The sequence below is a fragment of the Pseudomonas sp. B13(2017) genome (assembly GCF_002113245.1).
In the GTDB taxonomy this organism is placed as follows: domain Bacteria; phylum Pseudomonadota; class Gammaproteobacteria; order Pseudomonadales; family Pseudomonadaceae; genus Aquipseudomonas; species Aquipseudomonas putida_Z.
Genome location: NZ_NEJX01000022.1, coordinates 64,886 through 84,287, shown reverse-complemented (window position 1 = coordinate 84,287; position 19,402 = coordinate 64,886). Strand labels below are relative to the sequence as shown.

Annotated in this window: 15 protein-coding genes and 1 pseudogene; 8 read left to right on the top strand and 8 right to left on the bottom strand. The window is 58.6% G+C overall.

Annotation, left to right across the window (positions count from 1 at the left end):
- Positions 1-206 precede the first annotated feature (206 nt).
- On the top strand, positions 207-797 hold the full coding sequence (locus tag CAG44_RS28575; RefSeq protein ID WP_143516031.1) for an SLATT domain-containing protein: 591 nt from the start codon (positions 207-209) through the stop codon (positions 795-797).
- Positions 798-1,004: 207 nt separating this feature from the next.
- Here the strand turns inward: CAG44_RS28575 and CAG44_RS23580 are convergent, their stop codons facing one another.
- Positions 1,005-1,640 carry a 3'-5' exonuclease gene (locus CAG44_RS23580; RefSeq protein ID WP_158091156.1) on the bottom strand — a complete coding sequence of 212 codons (636 nt, stop codon included), beginning with the start codon at positions 1,638-1,640 and terminating at the stop codon, positions 1,005-1,007.
- 281 nt (positions 1,641-1,921) lie between these two features.
- Here CAG44_RS23580 and CAG44_RS23575 point away from each other — a divergent pair, with 281 nt between their 5' ends.
- A complete protein-coding gene (locus tag CAG44_RS23575; RefSeq protein WP_085693098.1) occupies positions 1,922-3,205 on the top strand; it encodes a nucleotidyltransferase in 1,284 nt (427 codons plus the stop codon).
- A 6-nt stretch (positions 3,206-3,211) separates the two neighbouring features.
- The gene (locus tag CAG44_RS23570) at positions 3,212-3,940 is read left to right on the top strand and encodes an SLATT domain-containing protein (protein ID WP_085693097.1); all 729 of its coding nucleotides are present in this window, start codon (positions 3,212-3,214) and stop codon (positions 3,938-3,940) included.
- A gap of 609 nt (positions 3,941-4,549) precedes the next feature.
- On the opposite strand, the gene CAG44_RS23565 is transcribed toward CAG44_RS23570, so the two are convergent.
- Entirely contained in the window at positions 4,550-5,323 is a 774-nt protein-coding gene (locus CAG44_RS23565; RefSeq protein WP_085693096.1) for an NYN domain-containing protein, read from the bottom strand.
- 632 nt (positions 5,324-5,955) lie between these two features.
- Between CAG44_RS23565 and CAG44_RS23560 the strand changes: the two genes are divergently transcribed.
- Positions 5,956-6,183 carry a hypothetical protein gene (locus CAG44_RS23560; protein ID WP_085693095.1) on the top strand — a complete coding sequence of 76 codons (228 nt, stop codon included), beginning with the start codon at positions 5,956-5,958 and terminating at the stop codon, positions 6,181-6,183.
- 200 nt (positions 6,184-6,383) lie between these two features.
- Complete coding sequence (locus CAG44_RS28570; protein ID WP_143493949.1) at positions 6,384-6,584, top strand: hypothetical protein; 201 nt, start codon at positions 6,384-6,386, stop codon at positions 6,582-6,584.
- A 101-nt stretch (positions 6,585-6,685) separates the two neighbouring features.
- Here CAG44_RS28570 and CAG44_RS23555 read toward each other — a convergent pair.
- Positions 6,686-7,964, bottom strand: a pseudogene (locus CAG44_RS23555) (flavohemoglobin expression-modulating QEGLA motif protein).
- A gap of 174 nt (positions 7,965-8,138) precedes the next feature.
- Here CAG44_RS23555 and CAG44_RS23550 point away from each other — a divergent pair.
- On the top strand, positions 8,139-9,068 hold the full coding sequence (locus tag CAG44_RS23550) for a malate dehydrogenase (RefSeq protein WP_085693094.1): 930 nt from the start codon (positions 8,139-8,141) through the stop codon (positions 9,066-9,068).
- 59 nt (positions 9,069-9,127) lie between these two features.
- On the opposite strand, the gene CAG44_RS23545 is transcribed toward CAG44_RS23550, so the two are convergent.
- The 5 genes from CAG44_RS23545 to CAG44_RS23525 form a co-directional block, all read right to left on the bottom strand.
- Complete coding sequence (locus CAG44_RS23545; RefSeq protein WP_075043684.1) at positions 9,128-9,445, bottom strand: DNA-binding transcriptional regulator; 318 nt, start codon at positions 9,443-9,445, stop codon at positions 9,128-9,130.
- A gap of 1 nt (position 9,446) precedes the next feature.
- The gene (locus CAG44_RS23540; RefSeq protein WP_237140965.1) at positions 9,447-9,674 is read right to left on the bottom strand and encodes a type II toxin-antitoxin system RelE/ParE family toxin; all 228 of its coding nucleotides are present in this window, start codon (positions 9,672-9,674) and stop codon (positions 9,447-9,449) included.
- Positions 9,675-10,204: 530 nt separating this feature from the next.
- Complete coding sequence (locus CAG44_RS23535) at positions 10,205-11,158, bottom strand: arsenic resistance protein (protein ID WP_085693092.1); 954 nt, start codon at positions 11,156-11,158, stop codon at positions 10,205-10,207.
- Positions 11,159-11,436: 278 nt separating this feature from the next.
- Positions 11,437-12,690 carry a serine hydroxymethyltransferase gene (glyA, locus tag CAG44_RS23530; RefSeq protein WP_025337620.1) on the bottom strand — a complete coding sequence of 418 codons (1,254 nt, stop codon included), beginning with the start codon at positions 12,688-12,690 and terminating at the stop codon, positions 11,437-11,439.
- 284 nt (positions 12,691-12,974) lie between these two features.
- Entirely contained in the window at positions 12,975-16,805 is a 3,831-nt protein-coding gene (locus CAG44_RS23525) for a bifunctional diguanylate cyclase/phosphodiesterase (protein WP_085693091.1), read from the bottom strand.
- A 248-nt stretch (positions 16,806-17,053) separates the two neighbouring features.
- Between CAG44_RS23525 and CAG44_RS23520 the strand changes: the two genes are divergently transcribed.
- Complete coding sequence (locus tag CAG44_RS23520) at positions 17,054-17,461, top strand: hypothetical protein (RefSeq protein WP_085693090.1); 408 nt, start codon at positions 17,054-17,056, stop codon at positions 17,459-17,461.
- Positions 17,462-17,671: 210 nt separating this feature from the next.
- A complete protein-coding gene (locus CAG44_RS23515; RefSeq protein WP_085592556.1) occupies positions 17,672-19,402 on the top strand; it encodes a ShlB/FhaC/HecB family hemolysin secretion/activation protein in 1,731 nt (576 codons plus the stop codon).

Genomic DNA, 19,402 nt, shown 5'->3' with positions numbered 1-19,402 from the left:
CGCGCTAATGCAGTCGGTCGACTCGGTGGAGCGCGCTACCTCAGAGACGTTGACAGGCTGTTTCTCTGATTCGTGGTTCATTTCTAGTACGCAGGAACATCCATAGGTTTCGTCAATTTCACCTGTATCAACAAAATACTTTAGTGGAAAAAATCCCTCTATCTGGTAGATTGCCGCCGTTCGCAGATGGCAGGAAAAATGTTGGTATGTCGACACAGGACTTAACAAATGACGACGCTCAGTATGCTCTGGTTGCTGCCGAGATGGAGAGGCATCGAGAAGATACTGAAATCTCGAAACTAGGTCATTGGGCTGCCGCGTCGACTTACGAAAGGCGGCACAAGGTCTACCTAGGATTTCCTGCAACAATTGGTTCTTTACTTCTCACTTGGTTGCTTTCTTCGGATGTTAAGAAGATATTCGAGAGCTCTGGAGATGGGTGGGTCGTTGGCATGGTGCCGGTAGGCCTTAGTCTAATTGTTTCTCTTTTGACGGGGGTCGGTGCTTTTTTAAACTTTAATGAGATGGCGATCAAGCATAGAAGCGCTGCAGAAAGTCTACATTCACTCTGGCGTGACTGTCTTAATTGGAAAACAGACTTCCCAAATTCGAAGAAAGTTGCTGACGCGGTTTCGGCGGTTCAGCGCTATCGTCAACGCCTCAATGATATCAATCGAGATGCCCCCCAGATTCCATACTGGGCCTACAAAAAAGGCAATAGGCAGAAGGCACAAGGCTCTACTCGCTATATTGCTCAGAAAGACGGCTGTCAATGTAATTGTAAAGGCGTTCAGTGAAGAGGCTTTTAACCAAGTAGGTGGATTTTCTTGGCCTCGGACAATAGCATTGCTGTCTCACAAAGTTTATGCGGGCCCTTGAGTGAACAAACACTTAAGGATCTGGTGCTCTCGATGACATGACACGGCTTGTACCGATGATTGTTACGGTATGTCAGACGAACTTCTGAATCAAGCCGGTGCACGAATGATGCTGATCCGACGGTACTAATTGCTGTCGAAGAGCATCGTTAGTAGGCGCGCTAAATTTCGAGCGTCATCGCATGCTCGATGATGAGCACCGTCCCAAGCGATCCCCATCGATTCTGTGGCCTCCTCCAGACTAGGTGCTGGAATGCCGAGGGCATGGCTGTAAAGCTCATCAATGCCTAAATGCTCGAGTTCTGTCAATGATGAGGAGATGTTCAGCCTTGTGGAGTCTTGCCTCAGTTGATCTGCATCGTAGCGTCCCCAAGAGCACCATATTGCGCCTTCTGTGAGATAGGGTTCAATGAAAGTATTCAGCTCTTGATTGACTTTTGAGAATGTCATTGCCTTATCCACATCTACCTGCTGGATACCTGTCAGAGTCGTGCAGAAACGCGTCAATTTTGGGTGAGTGGTGGGGCGGACCAAACGGGAAAATTCAGCCACCATCGACAGGTTGTTGACGCGGTCTAAGGCGATAACGCCAACTTCGATGATTTCCATGTCTTCCGCTTGAATGGAAGGCTGCCAGTGTGATGCTTGGGTGCCTGGCATGACATCATCGCAAGTCGCTTCCAAGTCCACGCAAAAAACGTAGCGAGAACCTTTAAGACGATCCTTGAAGAGGGTGATCGCTTGGGGGTAAGAGAGCTGCATTATGTCTTCCCTCATGTACGGGCATTGATTTTCTTGAAATCGTAACCTGTTGGAAATTACGGATGATAGTCTTCTGTAAGTACAGAGGACTGCTACTGCACAGGAAGGTTCAGGTGTTGAGTGGGGGCTTCAAACGTTTTACACTCTCCACGAAAATGCTAAAGCGATACCATACAGTTTGACGTCAAAAAAACGCCGCTGAAATCCTAGCATTTTACTCGCGTATACAGACCACATGCTATGCCTTTGTGCGTCAAGATCAGTTCACAAGGAACGAGAAATTGAGTATTGCCGAGAAATTTCAGACTTTTCTATCAAATATAAAAATCGATAACGATGAGCAGATCAGTTGCCGCTATGGTGATATCACGTCATGTTTAAATAAATATTTCCGTGATACGTCGTCGTCTACGGCTAATAATCTACAGGTTGGGTCGTATGGGCGCTGGACAGCTATTCGCGGCGTATCAGATTTAGATATGATTTACATTATGCCGTCAGGGAAGTGGGATGACTATAACGTTGTTGGTGGTCAAGCCAAGTTATTGTCGGATACAAAGGATGCGCTGAAAGCTCGGTATCCGAGGACTGATATTTTTGTTGATAGTCCTGTTGTGCGTGTCTTATATACAAATTTTCATGTCGAAGTTCAGCCCGCATTTGAACAAGATGACGGGAGCTTTAAGTTTCCTGATACCCGCAATGGCGGTAGTTGGAAGGTGACAAAGCCTCGGGCTGAGATTGAGGCAATGAAGGAGGCCAATATCGAGAAAAATCGAAATTTGCGTCGACTTTGCAAAATGGCTCGAGCATGGAAAAACAAACATGGCGTTGCGATGGGCGGGCTGCTAATCGACACGCTAGCCTATAACTTCCTGAAGTCAACTGATTCGTACGATACTAAGAGCTATTTGTACTACGATTGGATGAGCCGAGATTTCTTCAAGTATTTGGCGGATGAGCCGGAAAAGGAGCGTTACGCAGCACTGGGCAGCGGGCAGCATGTCAAGGTCAAGGAATCGTTCCAAAAAGCGGCAGAGAAGGCATATGACCTTTGCATCAAGGCCATCGCGGCTGCAGGCAACGATACTGAAAATGCTAAATGGCAGAAGGTATTTGGTACTCGTTTCCCTGCTCCTGAAAAGCAAATTGCTAAAGCCTCGGATCGAGTGTTCCGCGAAACAGAAGAATTTGTTGAGGATCAGTTCCCCGTCGACATTCGTTATAAGCTTAAGATCGACTGCGAGGTTACTCAGAACGGTTTTCAACCCCGTACGCTTAGAAGTATGCTGGGGAAAAATTTCAAGCTCAGCGCTCAGAAGTCGCTTAAGTTCGAAGTCGTCGACATCAAAGTGCCTGGTTCATATGACATGTACTGGAAAGTCCTCAATAGGGGGGATGAAGCAGAGCGTCGCGACTGTATTCGTGGGCAGATCGTAGCGGATGGTGGGCGTCAAACCGTATCGGAACATACAAATTTTGCGGGTGATCATATTGTGGAATGCTATGCGGTTAAGAATGGGGTTGTTGTGGCGAAAGATCGGATTCACGTCCCTATTGAGTGATCTGAAATGAATAGAGATGCATTGCTGAAGTCTATTGCAGAGCTAGGCTATAACGTCGGTATCGGGTGTAAAAAGCATTGGGCTACTCTTGATATTGTCGATAAGGTTCCTGGCTTTATAGGGTTTGTCTCAATGGCTGTGGGTGTTTTTGCGCTTGTTATCGACGAGTTAAGCGCGAAAGTTCCTTCGGCAATTATGCTGGTGTTTGGTATATGCGCTCTTTATATATCTTATTATGATCACAAGAAAGGGGATTATGAAGCCGCCGCGCAGAAGCTTACGGAGCTTCTTGATGAGCTTCGAGATTTTTATCGAGAAGTGCAAGGGCTCGCTACGCCACCTACTTCTGTGCAAATTGATAAGTTACAAGACCTTAGAAAGACTTACTACAAGGTTTGCTTGAGTAAGCAGATTCTTTTTAGTGATTGGTATGCTCATTATAAGTTTTTCTGGCAGCATCAGATTAGCTGGATGGATGAGCAATTGAGGTTTAAACTTATTCGGGACAAGCTTCCTCTGTCGCTGATGTTTTGGGTTGTAGTTGGTATGGCTGTTTCTGCTTACGAATTGCAGGATAAAACATTTAAATTTGTGAGTAAGGCTGAGGCACAAAGCGCCCAGGCTAGGGTCGGTCAGAAGAGTCATTTAGGAAAATTTACAATGACTTGGGCGGCGTGCTCGGTAGATAATGTTGAGCATGGTGAGTTACTGAAAATCCCTCACGTTGTACGCTAGTTTGTATGGGACTTGGAGTCATTGCTAAGTTTGTGCTTGGAGTGACTTCAAAATCCGAGTAAGCAAATTGATGTCCCTCGCGAAAAGACAGTTTTCATGCCGGTGAAGTGTCTGTGTATTGGTTGAGGTGACTTAAGTGTATGTTCGGTTTTATCAAATTTCTAAGCGGTAAAGAGAAGTGCTGTCTTATGGGTGATCTGCACTAGTTTTGTGAAATGATACTCGTGTTTTTATTTCGAAGCTTGCTCTATGCTTAGATATGCAGTTGTTCAGCGCGAGCCTCTATGCGTTGCTGAGCCAAGCTTTTAAGGTTTCTTTGGTGTCTAACTGTCTATGTGTTGCAATCGGTTGTGTTCAGGGGTGATACGTTGCTGTTACTGAATAATTGATTTGTTATCTTATAGAGCGCTTGCTCAACTCCAGTTGAAAGCCTAAATATTAAAATCCTGAGGGGGTTAGTCTGGGCTAGAGAAGCTCAGTAAGTGCGTCAGGCCTAAGTCTGGCGATCGTCTAAGGATAGTTTTAGAGGTAGAAAACATCATCGCTTCGAATTATATTCATTAAAATCAATGGCTTTTGTGTCGATACGATTCCAGTCTCCGCACGCGTTCATGAGGTGGAAAATTCAGTTTGGGAGTTCGTTATCGGGTTCGATTTCCGAGCAGCTTTGATGAACATCGCCGTACCACCTTGCCGCATATCGATCTCGAACAGCCCTGAGGTTCGAATCAGATCGCTAAGGGTCCGATGCCCGTAGTTCACGGCTGAAAACGAGCTGTTGTTGCGGATAAAATTACCGACCTGGCTGAGGCGCGACCAGCCTGTGTCATCGGCGGTCTTCTCTGCAGCCGTTCTCAGCAAGCGCACAAGTGATGTGTCATTGCGAAGCTCGTTTCGGGTGCGTTTACTGCTTTTCGACGCTTCGCCTTCAACTGCTTTCTCCTGATCATCGCCAAGCAGGTTCTCTGTGTAGATAAACTGCGAGCAGGCATCTACAAAAGGCTTCGGTGTCTTTTTCTCCCCAAAGCCGTAGACCGGCAAGCCGTTTTCCAGCAGCCGAAGCACCAACGGTGTGAAATCGCTGTCGCTTGTCATGAGCGCAAAGGCATCGACGTTTTTGCTGTATAGCAAATCCATCGCATCGATGATCATCGCTGAGTCAGTGGCATTTTTGCCCTGGGTGAAAGCAAATTGCTGCATGGGGCGGATGGCGAACGGGTGGATCTTTTCGACCCAGCCAGCGAGGAGGGGAGAACTCCAGTTCCCGTGTGCATGCCTGATGTTGACCACGCCGTACTTGGCCAACTCATCGAGCACGCCCCCGATGGAAGCATGGCTCACATTGTCGCAGTCAATCAGCAGTGCTATCCGTTTCGACTCCACGGTGTGCCCCCGTCAGTCCCTGTGTCACCAAACTCTAGCTCAACTGCCTTGGCAGCACTTTCAATGTTCATATCGTGCACCTCATCTCACCTTGGGGATTTCAGCTGAGCCTAGTTCGCTGCATTCGAAGTTTGAATGGGGATTTTGATGTACATGATCGGATGTGGATTTATGGTTGCGTTCAACGCTGTTCGCACATAATTCAGAGACGTTTCCTACAGCTTTGACACTTGCTTGGCCGAGATACATGAGGCTAAATTTCCTCCGTCGCGGAAAATTCCGTGACCGGGCGTAGGAACCCGTTGGTAAACTTGGCGCACGCACTAGGCGCCCTGCACCACAGCTGGCGCTTTTTTTGTGCCTGCCGTGCTGTGTCATGGCGGCTGTGTGTGGGCAGGCTTCGGCCTGGCCGGGTTTCCAAGTTTCCCGGTATTCCTACCCCATGCACAGCTGCCACCCAATCCCGTAGGAAGGATCGTGGCAGCTCCAACTAAAACTTGGAGTGTCATGCATGCTTATCTCAAGTCCATCCAGGATCCACGCATTCGTTCTCCACCGTCGTTCCTCGACGGCCCTCAGCGATCTCACCTCCAGTCAATCTCGCTCCGTCTCTGCAGCCAGGGAGGTGCACCATGACTGACCAAGAACGCCTATCCACCATCCAAAGCTACGCCTGGACCCTGGAACTGCTAGGCGAAGCCCTGGTCCAGCACGACGAAATGCTGGAGTGCGAACACAACCCACACCTGAGCTTTCGCAACACTGCCGGTATCCATCAGGCGATCCGGATCATCAGCCGTTTGGCCAGTGAGCAGTGTGGGAAGGTGATGGAGCGAAACGGGCAGGACTCTGTGAGTTAGGAAGGATCATTGATGAGCGGCGGGGCCAGATATAACCATTGCGGCTGGCCCTCTGCTCAAGGCCGCCTGGTGGTTTATTTCTGTCGGGTAGGGTTATGGGGCTGCTGCGCAGCCCATCGCAGGCAAGCCAGCTCCTACAGGGGGCGCATTAATTCATGGATATGTGTTTTACCTGTGGCAGGGTGCAGGTGGTGGTGTGGATGGCACTGGTACCTGAGCACGACAAGCTGGCTTACCGGAAGAAAGTGGATTTTGTTGATTGGCGGATTCGAGGCTGGCGGATCGTTCTGGACCAGGTGCGGGTTGGCCTTTTGCTTGTGGCCGGAAGTATTTCAGATGCGTTGTTGGGGCTGCTGCGCAGCCCATCGCGACGCAAGGCCGCTCCTACAAGTACTGCGTGATTTTTGAGTACTGGTCATGGCAAGTGGCGGTGGGGGATGGCACGGGCTTTGCCCGTGTTTGCGAGTGAACTCGCTCCTACTGGAGTAGTGATGGCTTCAGGTCACTGGGCACTGGCGTCCGCTTCGTGCTCGTCGGCAAAAGGCCATGAACATCTGCAGGTCGAGCACATCGAGTCTGATCTGGGCAATGAAGGCCGAGAAGGCCAGGTTGGCGGCGAGGCGGCGCATGTCGCTGGCCCAGGCTGGTACATAGGTCGGCGCTCGGAGCCAGCCAGACTCGAACAGCGGCGCAAGGCGCACGGTATCGGCCAGGCTCAGGCGCCCTGCAAACAGGCGGCCCACCAGCTCCGGGCGGTTGTCACGGATCGCCACGCGCAGCAAGGTATGCACACCCAGCAAGCCGGTGAGGTAGGCGGCGTCCTTGGTAAAGGCCGAGCCGCCACGCAGATCGGCACCGCGGAAAATCCGTTGGGTGGAGCGGAAGGACTCTTCCGGCGATTGGCCGGCTTGCAGAAAACCTTCGAATACCTGGATGAAATCCGCGCCATCCAGTGCCTGCTGCACCGCGAGCACGCGCAGGGCAACACGGCGCAAGCGGTTGATGTCCATGCTGCCAGTGAACAACTCGGCCAGCGTGGCAATGCCCTCCTGGGTCTGGGTGGTGCGCGGCGCACCAAGGCCCAGGCACTTGAGGTTGGGCTGGTTGGCGCCATTCTGTGCAGTAGCCACATGCACGAAGGCTTCGTGCTGCAACAGTTGCTGCTTGTCCAGTTCGCTGAACAGGGCACTGGCACGCAACCGGATGCGGCTGCTCCCGGCGATCGCCTTGGCGGCCAGGGCCGGGTCCAGCACGATCCTGACCCGACCGGCACCGAAAAAGCGGTCCAACTCTGGCTGCATCCAGGCGGCGAAATCCTCGGCCGGGATGTCGGCCTCGCTCGGCGGAATCTGGTCACCGCCGAGCAGGGCGTCGGTGGTCGTGAGGAAGAAACGGGCCGCGTCGAGCATGGTCAGTTTCTGCTTGGGATAGAAAAAGTCCGGGCGGCGGTACAGCGCCGAGGAGTATCGGGTAAATGCGGGCGTGCCGATGGCCCCTAGCATGCGCCCGGCGGTGGCATAGCTACGCGCTGTTGTGGCCAGGAAGTGCCCGGCCGGGTGCCCCTGATCGCACTGCCCGATAAATGCCTCCAGTGCGGCAATATCGGCGCTGTGGTCGCGTGGTTGCAGCGCCACCTTGGGCAACTGCGCCTTGCCGGCGCGCCATTGCCTCAGGAATTCCTCTTCGACGCCGTCCGGCCAGGCCAGTGCCTCGAGCACGCGGATTTTGCGAGTCAGCCCTGGCAATGCGGAATCGAGTTCGGGCAGCGAGGCAGCACTCATGGAGGTGTCCTTGGGAGACCAGCTTTGATCGCAACAGCATAGTTGTTGCCGACCCGCTGCGCGGTAGCAGCGAGAGCCTCACATCACCTTCGAGTGGCCTTTTCGCCTCAGCGGGCAATACTTCTGTGTATTGCAGGCGTGTTCCTGGTGGCGCGCGCCGCTGGGAGGTGTCACGTGAACAAACTGACAATCGTGGGTGCCGGCATGGTCGGCGAGGCGGCGGCGCAGATCATCGCCCGGGAAGAGTTGTGCCGGGAGTTGGTGTTGATGGATGTGCAGGGTGAGTTGGCCCAGGGCAAGGCGCTGGACGTGTGGCAGGCGGCAGTCGAGTCGGGTTCCGACACCCGGGTTCACGGCGGGGCCAAGGCTGACATGCTGGGCGGGTCTGATCTGGTGGTCATTACCGCAGGCGTGCCGCGCAAGCCTGGGCAGTCGCGTCAGGACGTGCTGAGCATCAACCTGCCGATTATCGATAGCATCATGGCGGACATCAAACAGCATGCACCAACGGCGACGGTGCTGGTGGTGTCGAACCCGGTCGATGTGCTCACCTATCGCGCCTGGAGCCTCAGCGGGCAGGGGCGCAGCAAGGTGTTTGGCCAGGCAGGGGTGCTGGATACCGCGCGCATGAAGTGTTTCATCGCCGAGCAGACCGGGTTTTCTGCCCGGGATATCACGGCGCTGGTCCTGGGCGGGCATGGCGACAGCATGGTGCCGCTGATGCGCTATTGCCAGATCGGCTCGGTGCCGCTGTCGCACTTCCTTTCCAGCGAGCAGATCGAGCAGATCGTCGACCGCACCCGCAAGGGTGGTGGCGAGATCCTGGGGCTGAAGAAGCTGGGTAGCGCCTGCGATGCGCCGGGCGTGGCGATTGCGCAGATGGTGGATGCGATCGCCAATGGGCGAAACCGCATCTTGCCGGCGGTGGCGATTCTGGAGGGCGAGTACGGGCGAGCGGATATCGCCATGGGTGTGCCCTGTGTGCTGGCAGGGGAGGGGCTGGCGCGGGTGATCGAGTTGCCGCTGGATGCGCAGGAGCAGGTGATGTTCGACCAATCGGCTGATCAGGTGGCGCGGGATATTGCTGAGATGAAGGCGCTGTGAATGGGGAAATGCTTGATCGCCGACGCGCAGCCGGCGATCAAGCCCAATTGGACCTGTGGTCAGATCGCGGCCAGCTCCAGTGACAGCTCAGGATGCTTGAGGATCAGGCGCATCAGGCACAACACACCGCCTGGCGGCACGAAGCGACCTTGCTCCCAGTCACGCAGCGTCGCGACCGGTGTTGCAATACGCTCGGCGAATGATGCCTGGGTTAGCCCACAGCGTTCGCGGGCCTGGCGAACCAGAATCTGCTCAGGCGTGGTTACTCGCCCAGCGCCAATCTTGGCTTCCTTGAGCGCTTGGCGCAGGTCAGGCAATGGCTCGCCCGCATCAGCCTCAATGGCCTTGGCAACACTTTCTATATCGATGTCACGCATTTCACACCACCTTGCTGATTTCAGCGGGGCTCATGTTGGCACGTTCAGCCTTCGCATAAACCGTAAGCAACAGCACAATTTCATCTTCATTCAGGTTGAAGTAGATCACCCGTGTGCCACCGGACTTACCAGAGCCTGCGCGGGTCCATCGAACTTTTCGTGCGCCGTCCGCACCGGGTACTACATCCCCCGCGAGCGGATTGACCGCAATCCAGTCGATGAAAGCCACGCGTTCTTCGTCAGACCACAATTTGGCAGCGGCTCTTTGGAACGTAGGCGTTTCAATTACTGCATGCATATGGATGTACGGGATTCCCTTATAGCATGCAACGTTGAATACGGATGCTCAAAGGGCGGAACGGCGATGGGAGGAACGCTGTAGCGTGCCAGGTCAACCCTGGCGCCAGCCACTGAACCCGCTCCCTGAGCTCATCGAGCACATGCTGCATGCGCTCGTCCGGATCATTCTCCAGACTTGGTAGCAGGGAGGCCTTGTCGGTTGATTTGCCGGATATGTCCGAAGTGGCGTTCGAGCAGATTTCTACTCGGGCGTTTGAGTGATCATTCGCCTCGCTGTGGCGAAGTGAGGCTTCGACTCCTGGGATCTTGGGGCCGCGTCGCGGCCCTTTCGCGACACAAGGCCGCTCCCACAGGTACAGCGACAACCTCGAGATCAGCGCTGCACCTGTGGGAGCTGGCTTGCCGGCGATGAGGCCAGCGCAGGCAGCACAGACTGTTGCTCTGGCGTGCGCTGGCGGTTCAGCGCACCAGCAGCGGCACTGCCCGCACGTAAACCAGTTCACACACCAGCTCCACCAGCGTCTGGGTAATCACCGCAGCGGCGGCCAGCCCGCGCATTTCTTCGGGCAGCGCCAGCGCCAATGGCAGCACCACCAGCGAGTTGCGCGTGGCGGCGCTGAAAGTTACCGAGCGTGCCTCGGTCACCGGCAAGCGCAGCAAGCGCGCCGCAACAAACCCAAGCACCGGCGCCAACAGCATGAAGCCGATGTACACCGGAATCACCGGCAGCAAACGGTCGAAATCACGCAGTACCACGGCAATCTGCGAGGCGATCACTACCACAAGCACCAGGGCCATGGCGGGTACCGGCATCCACGCCCAGGCGTCGTTCCAGGTCGAGACCGTGCGCGAGCGACGGGCGCCGGCGCTGGTGAGCACGGCAAGCGCCATAGGCAGTACGATCAGCAGCACGAAGGCTTCCACGAACGGGGTAATGGAGATGGCCACGTTGCTGCTGTCACCCAGCATCAGGGCCAGGTAGAGCGGCAGCAGCGCCAGCTGCACCAACAGCAGCACGGGGGTGGCGGCCAAGGTCAGGCGGGAGTCGCCTTTGCCGATGTGGGTGAACACCACCACGTAGTCGATGCACGGCGTCAGCAGCACCAGCAAGGCGCCGACGAGTACCGCCGGGTGTGCCACCAGCCCACGGGTGATGGCCCATACCAGCAGCGGCACGAAGATGAAGTTGGCCAGCAGCAAGGCGCTGATGAAGCGGCGGTTGCTCAGGCCTTGGCGCAGGTCGAGGAAAGGGATCTGCAGGAACATCGCGTACATCAGCACGGCGATGGCGGGGGTGACCAGGACTTCCATGTGGCGCGCAGTGTCGCTGGCCAGCACGCCGAACGCGACGGCGGCCAGCACGGCGACGAAGTAGATCGGGACCTGGTGGGTTTCGAGTTGCTCTCTGGTCAAGGTACGGCCTGTGCTCGGTGGTATGGAGGAGGCACAGGGTAATACCTGCTGCCAGTAGGGGGCGCGGTTTTTTGTGGGAGCGGCCTTGTGTCGCGAAAGGACCGCAAAGCGGTCCCGGCGATCTCGATGGTGAAAGTGCAATCGTGGGGCCGCTGCGCGCCCCTTTCGCGACACAAGGCCGCTCCCACATTGACCGCATCGACTTCAAGTCATGCCGCCTGAGTCAAACGAAAAAGCCCGGCACTAGGCCGGGCTTTTTCCTGTCAGGCAATCGCCAATCAGTTGCCGTAAACCGGCAGCTTCTTGCAGATGGCCTTGACCTTCTCACGCACGGCGTCGATCACCGCTTCGTTGTTCAGGTCAGCCAGGATGTCGCAGATCCAGCCAGCCAGCTCGCGGCACTCGGCTTCCTTGAAACCACGGGTGGTAACGGCTGGGGTGCCGAAACGCAGGCCCGAGGTGACGAACGGGGAACGTGGGTCGTTCGGTACCGAGTTCTTGTTGACGGTGATGAAGGCTTTGCCCAGGGCGGCGTCAGCGTCCTTGCCGGAGATTTCCTGCTTGATCAGCGACAGCAGGAACAGGTGGTTCTGGGTGCCACCGGAAACCACGTCGAAACCACGCTCGATGAACACGCTGGCCATGGCCTGGGCGTTCTTCACGACCTGCTGCTGGTAAGCCTTGAACTCAGGCTGCAGGGCTTCCTTGAAGCAGATGGCCTTGGCAGCGATGACGTGCTCCAGCGGGCCACCCTGGGCGCCAGGGAAGACGGCGGAGTTCAGCTTCTTTTCGATCTCTTCGTTCTTGCGAGCGAGGATCAGGCCGCCGCGCGGGCCGCGCAGGGTCTTGTGGGTGGTGGTGGTGACCACGTCGGCGAACGGAACTGGGTTCGGGTACACGCCAGCGGCAACCAGGCCGGCAACGTGGGCCATGTCGACGAACAGGTAGGCACCAACCTTGTCGGCGATGGCGCGGAAGCGGGCGAAGTCCAGCACTTGCGAGTAGGCCGAGAAGCCGGCAACGATCATCTTCGGCTTGTGCTCGACAGCCAGGCGCTCGACTTCGTCGTAGTCGATCAGGCCGTTGCCGTCGATGCCGTACTGGATGGCGTTGTACAGCTTGCCCGAGGAGCTTACCGAAGCACCGTGGGTCAGGTGGCCACCGTGGGCCAGGCTCATGCCCAGGATGGTGTCACCGGCCGACAGCAGGGCCAGGTAGACGGCGGCGTTGGCCTGGGAGCCAGCGTGCGGCTGGACGTTGGCGTAGTCGGCGCCGAACAGTTCCTTGGCACGGTCGATGGCCAGTTGCTCGACGACGTCGACGTACTCGCAACCACCGTAGTAGCGCTTGCCCGGGTAGCCTTCGGCGTACTTGTTGGTCAGGACCGAGCCCTGGGCCTCCATGACTGCCGGGCTGGTGTAGTTTTCCGAAGCGATCAGCTCGATATGCTCTTCCTGGCGCAGAGCTTCTTGCTGCATGGCTTCGAAGAGCTCGGCGTCGTACTTGGCAATGGTCAAATCACGGCTGAACATGGCGGTCCTCAAGGATCGGGGTGAATTGGGGGGGCATTCTAACCGATTGATTCGCGGCTGGCATATGAAGTGGCATCAAGTCGCGGACCAATGGGCTTCATGTTGCATCCCGCGCCGTGTCTGGGCTGGGCGGGGGTTGGAGTTGACTCGCAGGTCCGTTTTTGGGGGCGCTTTGCGCCCCATCGCCGGCAAGCCAGCTCCCACAGGTACTGCACAGGGCTTGAGGTCTATGCGGTCGAGGTGGGAGCTGGCTTGCCGGCGATAGGGCCAGTGCAGGCAACTGCTCAATGGAACATGAAGAGCTTCTCGTTGGCGAACTGCGCCTCGAACTGGTTCGCCGGCATCGGCCGCCCGAACAGGTAGCCCTGCACCTCGTCGCAACCATGCTCGCGCAGGAACTCCAGCTGCTCGTGGGTTTCCACCCCTTCGGCAATTACCGCCAGGTTGAGGCTGTGGGCCATGGCGATGATCGCCCGGGCAATCTGCGCATCCTGCTCGCCTTCAGGCAGGCCGTCGACGAAGGTGCGGTCGATCTTCAACACATCGATCGGGAACTGCTTGAGGTAGTTCAGCGACGAGTAGCCGGTGCCGAAGTCGTCCACCGCGATGCTCAGGCCGAGGTTTTTCAGGCTGGCGAGAATCTGCATGGCTTCGTTCACTTCGCGCATCAGGATGCTTTCGGTCAGCTCCAGCTCCAGGCACGCCGGTGGCAGGCCGGTTTCTTCCAGAATGGTGGCAATGCGCGTGCCCAGCTGGCCGTCGGAGAACTGCCGCGCCGAGATGTTCACCGACACCTTCGGCACGCGCACCTTGGCCTTGTGCCAGGCCTTGAGCTGGCGGCTGGCCTCGCGCAGCACCCAGTCGCCGACGTCCACCACCAGGCCCAGTTCTTCGATCACCGGGATGAAGTCGCCCGGCGGCACCAGGCCGCGGGTCGGGTGGCGCCAGCGCAGCAGGGCTTCGGCGCCGGTCAGGCGCTTGCCGTCGCCGCTGAACTGCGGCTGGTAGTAGAGGATGAACTCGTTCTGCTCCATGGCGTGGCGCAGGTCGCTCTCCAGCTCCAGGCGTTCCAGGGCACTGGCGTTCATCTCCGCCTGGTAGAACTGGAAGTTGTTCTTGCCGCGCTCCTTGGCGTGGTACATGGCGGTGTCGGCGTTTTTCATCAGCTGGCTCAGCTCGCTGCCGTCCTGCGGGCTGAGGGCGATGCCGATACTGGCGGTAACGAAGAACTCGCGGTTTTCCAGCACGAACGGCCGCACCAGGCTGCCGAGGATGTTCTCGGCCACGTGGATGGCGCGGTTGAGTGCCATTTCACGGGTAGCGCGCGGTTGCAGCAGCAGGGTGAACTCGTCGCCGCCCATGCGCGCCACGGTGTCGTCGTTGTCCACGCAGGCCAGCAGGCGCTGGGCCATGTCCTTGAGCATGCGGTCGCCGGCAGCGTGGCCGAGGGAGTCGTTGATCGGCTTGAAGCGGTCCAGGTCGAGGAACATCAGCACCACCCAGGCCTTTTGCCGCTCGGCCTGCTGCAGGGCGTTGTACAGGCGGTCCTGGAACAACGTGCGGTTGGGCAGGTGGGTGAGGGCGTCGTAGTAGGCCAGGCGGTGGATGCGCTGTTCGCTGGCCTTGCGCTCGCTGATGTCGGTGAAGAAGCACACGTAGCTGGCCAGGTCGCCTTCGTCGTCCAGCACCGCGGTAATGCCGACCCAGGCCGGGTAGTGGTCGCCGTCGCGGCGCTTGAGCCACACCTCGCCCTCCCAGCTGCCGCGCTGGTACAGCTGCTTGACCACGTAGCGCAGGTGGCCTTCCTGCTGCTCGTCGACGGTAAGCAGGCCCGGCAACTGGTCGAGCACTTCGCTGACGGCGTAGCCACTGACGCGGCTGAACGCTTCGTTGGCCTGGACGATATAGCCGGCCGGGTCGGTGATGAGGATGGCCGAGGTGGAGTGCTCGAATACCGTCGCGGCCATGCGCAGGTCTTTTTCGGCGCGGCGTTGTTGGCTGATGTCGCGGCCCACCCCGAGCACGCCTTCGAAGCGTTCTTCATCGTCCCACACCAGCACCAGGCGCAGTTCGATGGGGATCTTGCGGCCGTCGGCGCGCAGGCAGTCGAACAGGAACAGTTGGGTGGGCAGCTGGCTGCGTAGCTGGGCCAGCTGGGCCGGGTCGCCCATGGCCTTGCTGACGCGCTCCATCAGGCTGTAGATACCGGTGAGCTGGGACGGGTTGGCGACGATCGATTGCCAGCCGTTGGCAAAGATCCAGTCGGCCTGGTAGCCCAGCACGCCCTGCACCGAGGGGCTTACGTAGTTGAGCTGGAGCAGCCTGTCGGTGGAGAAGATCACGTCGCTGATGCTTTCGGCGAGCATGCGGTAGCGCTGTTCGCTGTCGCGCAGCGACTGGCTGGCCTCGATCTGCACCGTCACGTCCTTGCCCACGCCGATGATGCGCGTCACCAGGCCGTCGGCGTCACGGGTCAGCACTTGTTCGCGGATGTCGTAGCAGCGCCAGCCGCCATCACGGTGGCGGAAGCGCAGCTGGCAGTGCAGCGGTTGGTCATGGCCGCTGTCGCGTTGTTGCTGGCGCAGCGCCTGGTAGTGCGCGGCGTCCTCGGGGTGCAGCAGCAGCTCCCAGAAGCGGTCGCCCATCTGCGCCAGCTCGGTACGGTCGTAGCCCAGCGTTTGGCCGAGGTGGCGGTTGCTGAAAATCATCCGCTGGCTGAGCACGTCCTGCACGTACAGCTGGTCGGGCACGGTGCGCACCACGTCCGACCAGAAGCTTTCGCGCTCCAGCAGCGACAGCTCCACCTGTTTGCGGCTGGTGATGTCGCTGATGCTGAGGATGACTGCCTGGTAATCGCGGCGCTGCTGCGGCAGGCGGGCCATCAGCCACAGGTGCAGCTCGCCACCCAGCGGCGCCGGCAGGCGCACTTCCAGCTCCAGCAGCGGGCGCTGCTCGATCAGCGCGTCGATCAGTTGCATGCCAATGCTGTCGCGGCCATCGCCAGTGCCGTCGATCAGGCGCTGCCAGGCGCCTTCGTGGCTGTCGATATTCAACAACTGGCGGGCCACCTGGTTGATCTCGGTGATCTTCAGCTCCAGCAGCAGCGAGCGGCGCAGGCTGGGGTCCAGGGCCAGGCTGTGCTTGAGCGCGGCAGGGTTGCGCAGGTGGTAGCGGTCGAGTTGGCCGGGCAGGCTGGACAGGTCGAGCACACACAAGGCCACGCCGGTGCCTTCGAAGATTTCCTGGTAGCGCCGGCGGTCTTCCTGCAGCGCCCGTTGGCGGCGGCGCATGTTGATCAGGGCCAGCACTGGCAGCAGGGCGCAGAACAGCACCAGCAGGCATTTGCCGAGCAGCGCCGGCAGCAGCTTCTGCTGGGCCAGCTTGGCGTCGAACAGGCCGCGCAACTGCCAGGTACTGTTGTCGATGAAGGCCAGCATCACGCTTTGCAGCGGCTCGTTGCTGGTATCGGCCGGCGCATGGCTTTGCAGTACCTCGCCGTTGCGGCTGTTTTCCAGCAGCCATAGCGGGTGGCCGGCACCATCCAGATGGAGGGTGAGGGTGCGGTAGTAGTCCGGCGACAGGCGCAGCAGCCAGTAGCCGCGGCCCTGTTCGGTGGCCTGGCGTAGCAACAGGTAGAGGGTGCGGTTGTCGGCCGAATTGGTGAAGAAGTACGGGCTGCCCTGGTTCAGCCTGAGCAGCTCGTCAAGCAAATGGCGGTCGGGGCTGCCGGCCAGGCTGTCGGCCTGCACCTGCCCGGTAGCGTCTAGCCAGGCCATGCTCTGCAGGGCCGGCAGGCGCTCGCGCAGGGTGCCCAGCAGGCTGGGCAGGGCCGAGGGCGTCGGCGCCTTGACGTAAGGCTGCACCACATTCACGGCCTGCTGGGCCTTGAACGCCATGTTCAGGCTCAGGTGGTCGGCCAGTTCGGCGGTGGCATCCAGGCTCTGTTTGCGCAGGTCGGCCTGGGTATGGTTGAACTGGGCGAACAGCTGCCACAGCAGCAGGCCCAGCAGGATCAGGGCCAGCAGCGCCAGCGCACCCTTGATCGACCCGCGCAGCGAGGCGACGGGCGCCTGTGGCGCGGAACGCAATGACGACGGATGAGTAAGATTGGTCAAGCGTTGATCCTGCGATTGGGCTGGCGATGGCAGGGATGGATCATGCACGGTGTGTGCCGGTGTCTGGTTGCCAGACCGCGGTGGCGCACTATAAGGCCGGACACCCGAAACGAGCTAGCATGCCTAGGATTATGGCAAAGTGCCAGCCAATGTGACCGGTGGTGCCTGCCCGGTGGTTCGGCAAGCCCCTGCAACCTGTGCGAGAATAGCGCCCGCTTCAAATGACAACGCATCGGAGATGTTCGGTTTTGGTTACTCACTTTTCCTCCAATGGCCTCGATTCCGCCTGCGGGCGCAGCAGTCAGACCCTTGTCAGCACTGCCGTGACCGAGGACGTATCCTGCAAGTCCTGCCAGCGTTCGCTGAGCAAACCCGAGGCGGCAGCTGTCGCCAAGAGCAAGAGCCCTTCGCTGGCTGAACTGCGCAAGACCGCCAAAGCGGCAGCTGAGCCGGTGGTGGCTGTGGCTGCGGCCAGCAAGCCCGCCGCCAAGGTCGTCGGTACTGCGCCTGCGGCGGCCAAACCGGCCCAGGTGGCCGAACAGCAGCCTGCCCGTAACGGTGACTTCAGCGTGAAATCGGCCTGGGCCGCGCGCCTGGCCGAGCAGGGCGAGCGCTGCCGGTTGCCGCGCGGCAAGGCCAGGCAGCGTCACGTCTGAGCCATCTCAAGACCTGTGCGGTCCCTGTGTAGGGCTTCAGCCGCGAAGAGGCCGGCACAGGTCATGAGTTTCCCAATCATTCAATCGATCCTGCCTCCACCTTCAACCCTTGCTTACCCTACCGTGCGTCGATGGCTTATTGATGCCATGGGAATGCCCGAATAAACTCGTCGGCTTTTCGCTCTACCGCTCTATTTCGAAGGATCGAACATGTTTTTCCCCTCCCTGGGTCAGCGCGGCATGGGCTGGCTTGCATGCGCGTTTCTTGCCACTTTGGCAAATGTTGCCTCCGCTGCGCCGATGGGGACACCCGGCGACCAGGAGCTGATTCGTGACCGTCAGAACCGCCTGCTTGAAGAGCAGCAGCGGCGTCTGGAACAGTTGCAGGAGCTACCTGGCCGGGGCGCCGAGCCGGTCGCGCCGGTCAAACCCGATGACAGCCGCTGTTTTCCGATCAGCGATATCGTGCTGGAGGGTGCTGATGCGCTCTCCACGTCGGAACGCGAGCGCCTGCTCAAACCCTATCTTGGCCAGTGCCTTGGCGTCACGCAGCTGAACGCGCTGCTCAAGAGCGTTACCGATCTTTATATTCAGAAAGGCCTGGTCACCAGCCGTGCCTACCTGCCCCAGCAGGACCTGTCCAACGGCCGCCTGAAGGTCATCGTGGTGGAGGGCCGTCTCGAAGGCCTGAAGCCGGCAGAAGGCAGCAAGCTTTCCCCTCGTGAGCTGGCCATGAGCTTTCCGGGCGGCACCGGCGAGCTGCTGAACCTGCGTCAGATCGAACAGATGGTCGATCAGCTCAACCGCCTGCCATCGAACCAGGCACAAATGGAACTGACCCCGGGCAAGGCGGTGGGCGGCAGCGAGGTGGTAGTGCGCAACGCCCCGCAAAAGCCATGGCGCGTGGGCCTGTCGCGAAGCAACGATGGCCAGCGCAGCACCGGCGAGCAGCAATGGGGCAGCAGCCTGGAATGGGACAGCCCGCTTGGCCTGGCCGACCAACTGGTTTTGCGTGGCAGCCACGATGCCATCAGCGACCACCAGAAGACCTCGCGCAGCGCCATGCTCTACTACAACCTGCCATTGGGCTGGTGGAACCTCAGCTACAGCTACAGCCAGAGCGAGTACCGTTCGCTGGGCGAGGCTTCAGGCTTCAATTTCAAGCAGGACGGTGACAGCCAGAACCACCAGCTGCGGCTGGAACGGGTGATACACCGCGATGCAATGAGCAAGACTTCGCTCAACACCGGCCTGAGCTACTTGCGCACCAACAACTTCATCGAAGACAGCAAGCTGGACACCAGCAGCAACCGCTTGAGTGAAGCGCAGTTCGGCATCAACCACGGGCGGCGGGTCGGCAATGCGTTCGTCAACGTCGACCTGGGCATGCAGAACGGCATCGGTGCCTTCGATGCCCAGGGCGAAGACCAGCGCAGCAGCACCGGCAAGCGCCTGCCCAACGCTCGGTACCGCAAGTACACCGCTACGGTCAGCTACCTCCAGCCGTTCAAGCTGTGGGGTGAGTCGCTTGTGTTCAGCAGCCTGGTCACTGGCCAGCGCAGTGAAGACCTGCTGTTCAGCTCGCAACGCATGAGCCTGGGCAGCCAGTCCTCGATCCGTGGCTACAAGGACCAGAGCCTTAACGGAGACAGTGGCTATTACTGGCGCAACGATGTGCGCTGGAGCCGGCCGGTGGCCTGGGACTGGCTGCAACCCGTGCTGGCCGAATACGGTCTGGGGCTGGCCTACGACGTCGGCGCGATTCGCCATGATCGCTACAACAGCGGGCAAAGTGGCCGGCTGTCCAGCGATGCGGTCGAGCTGTTCGCTCGCGGCAAGCACCTGTCCGCCAGCGTGACCTTTGCCCACTCCCTCGAGCGGCCCGCCGCAATCGAAGCACGCGAGGCACCGGTTTACTTCCGCCTGGACATCTTCCTTTAA

Bases quoted from the DNA above. Each gene is read 5' to 3' on its own strand.
- CAG44_RS28575 (WP_143516031.1), top strand. From the start codon at position 207: ATGTCGACACAGGACTTAACAAATGACGACGCTCAGTATGCTCTGGTT.
- CAG44_RS23580 (WP_158091156.1), bottom strand. From the start codon at position 1,640: ATGCAGCTCTCTTACCCCCAAGCGATCACCCTCTTCAAGGATCGTCTT.
- CAG44_RS23570 (WP_085693097.1), top strand. From the start codon at position 3,212: ATGAATAGAGATGCATTGCTGAAGTCTATTGCAGAGCTAGGCTATAAC.
- CAG44_RS23560 (WP_085693095.1), top strand. From the start codon at position 5,956: ATGACTGACCAAGAACGCCTATCCACCATCCAAAGCTACGCCTGGACC.
- CAG44_RS28570 (WP_143493949.1), top strand. From the start codon at position 6,384: ATGGCACTGGTACCTGAGCACGACAAGCTGGCTTACCGGAAGAAAGTG.
- CAG44_RS23545 (WP_075043684.1), bottom strand. From the start codon at position 9,445: ATGCGTGACATCGATATAGAAAGTGTTGCCAAGGCCATTGAGGCTGAT.
- glyA (WP_025337620.1), bottom strand. From the start codon at position 12,690: ATGTTCAGCCGTGATTTGACCATTGCCAAGTACGACGCCGAGCTCTTC.
- CAG44_RS23515 (WP_085592556.1), top strand. From the start codon at position 17,672: ATGTTTTTCCCCTCCCTGGGTCAGCGCGGCATGGGCTGGCTTGCATGC.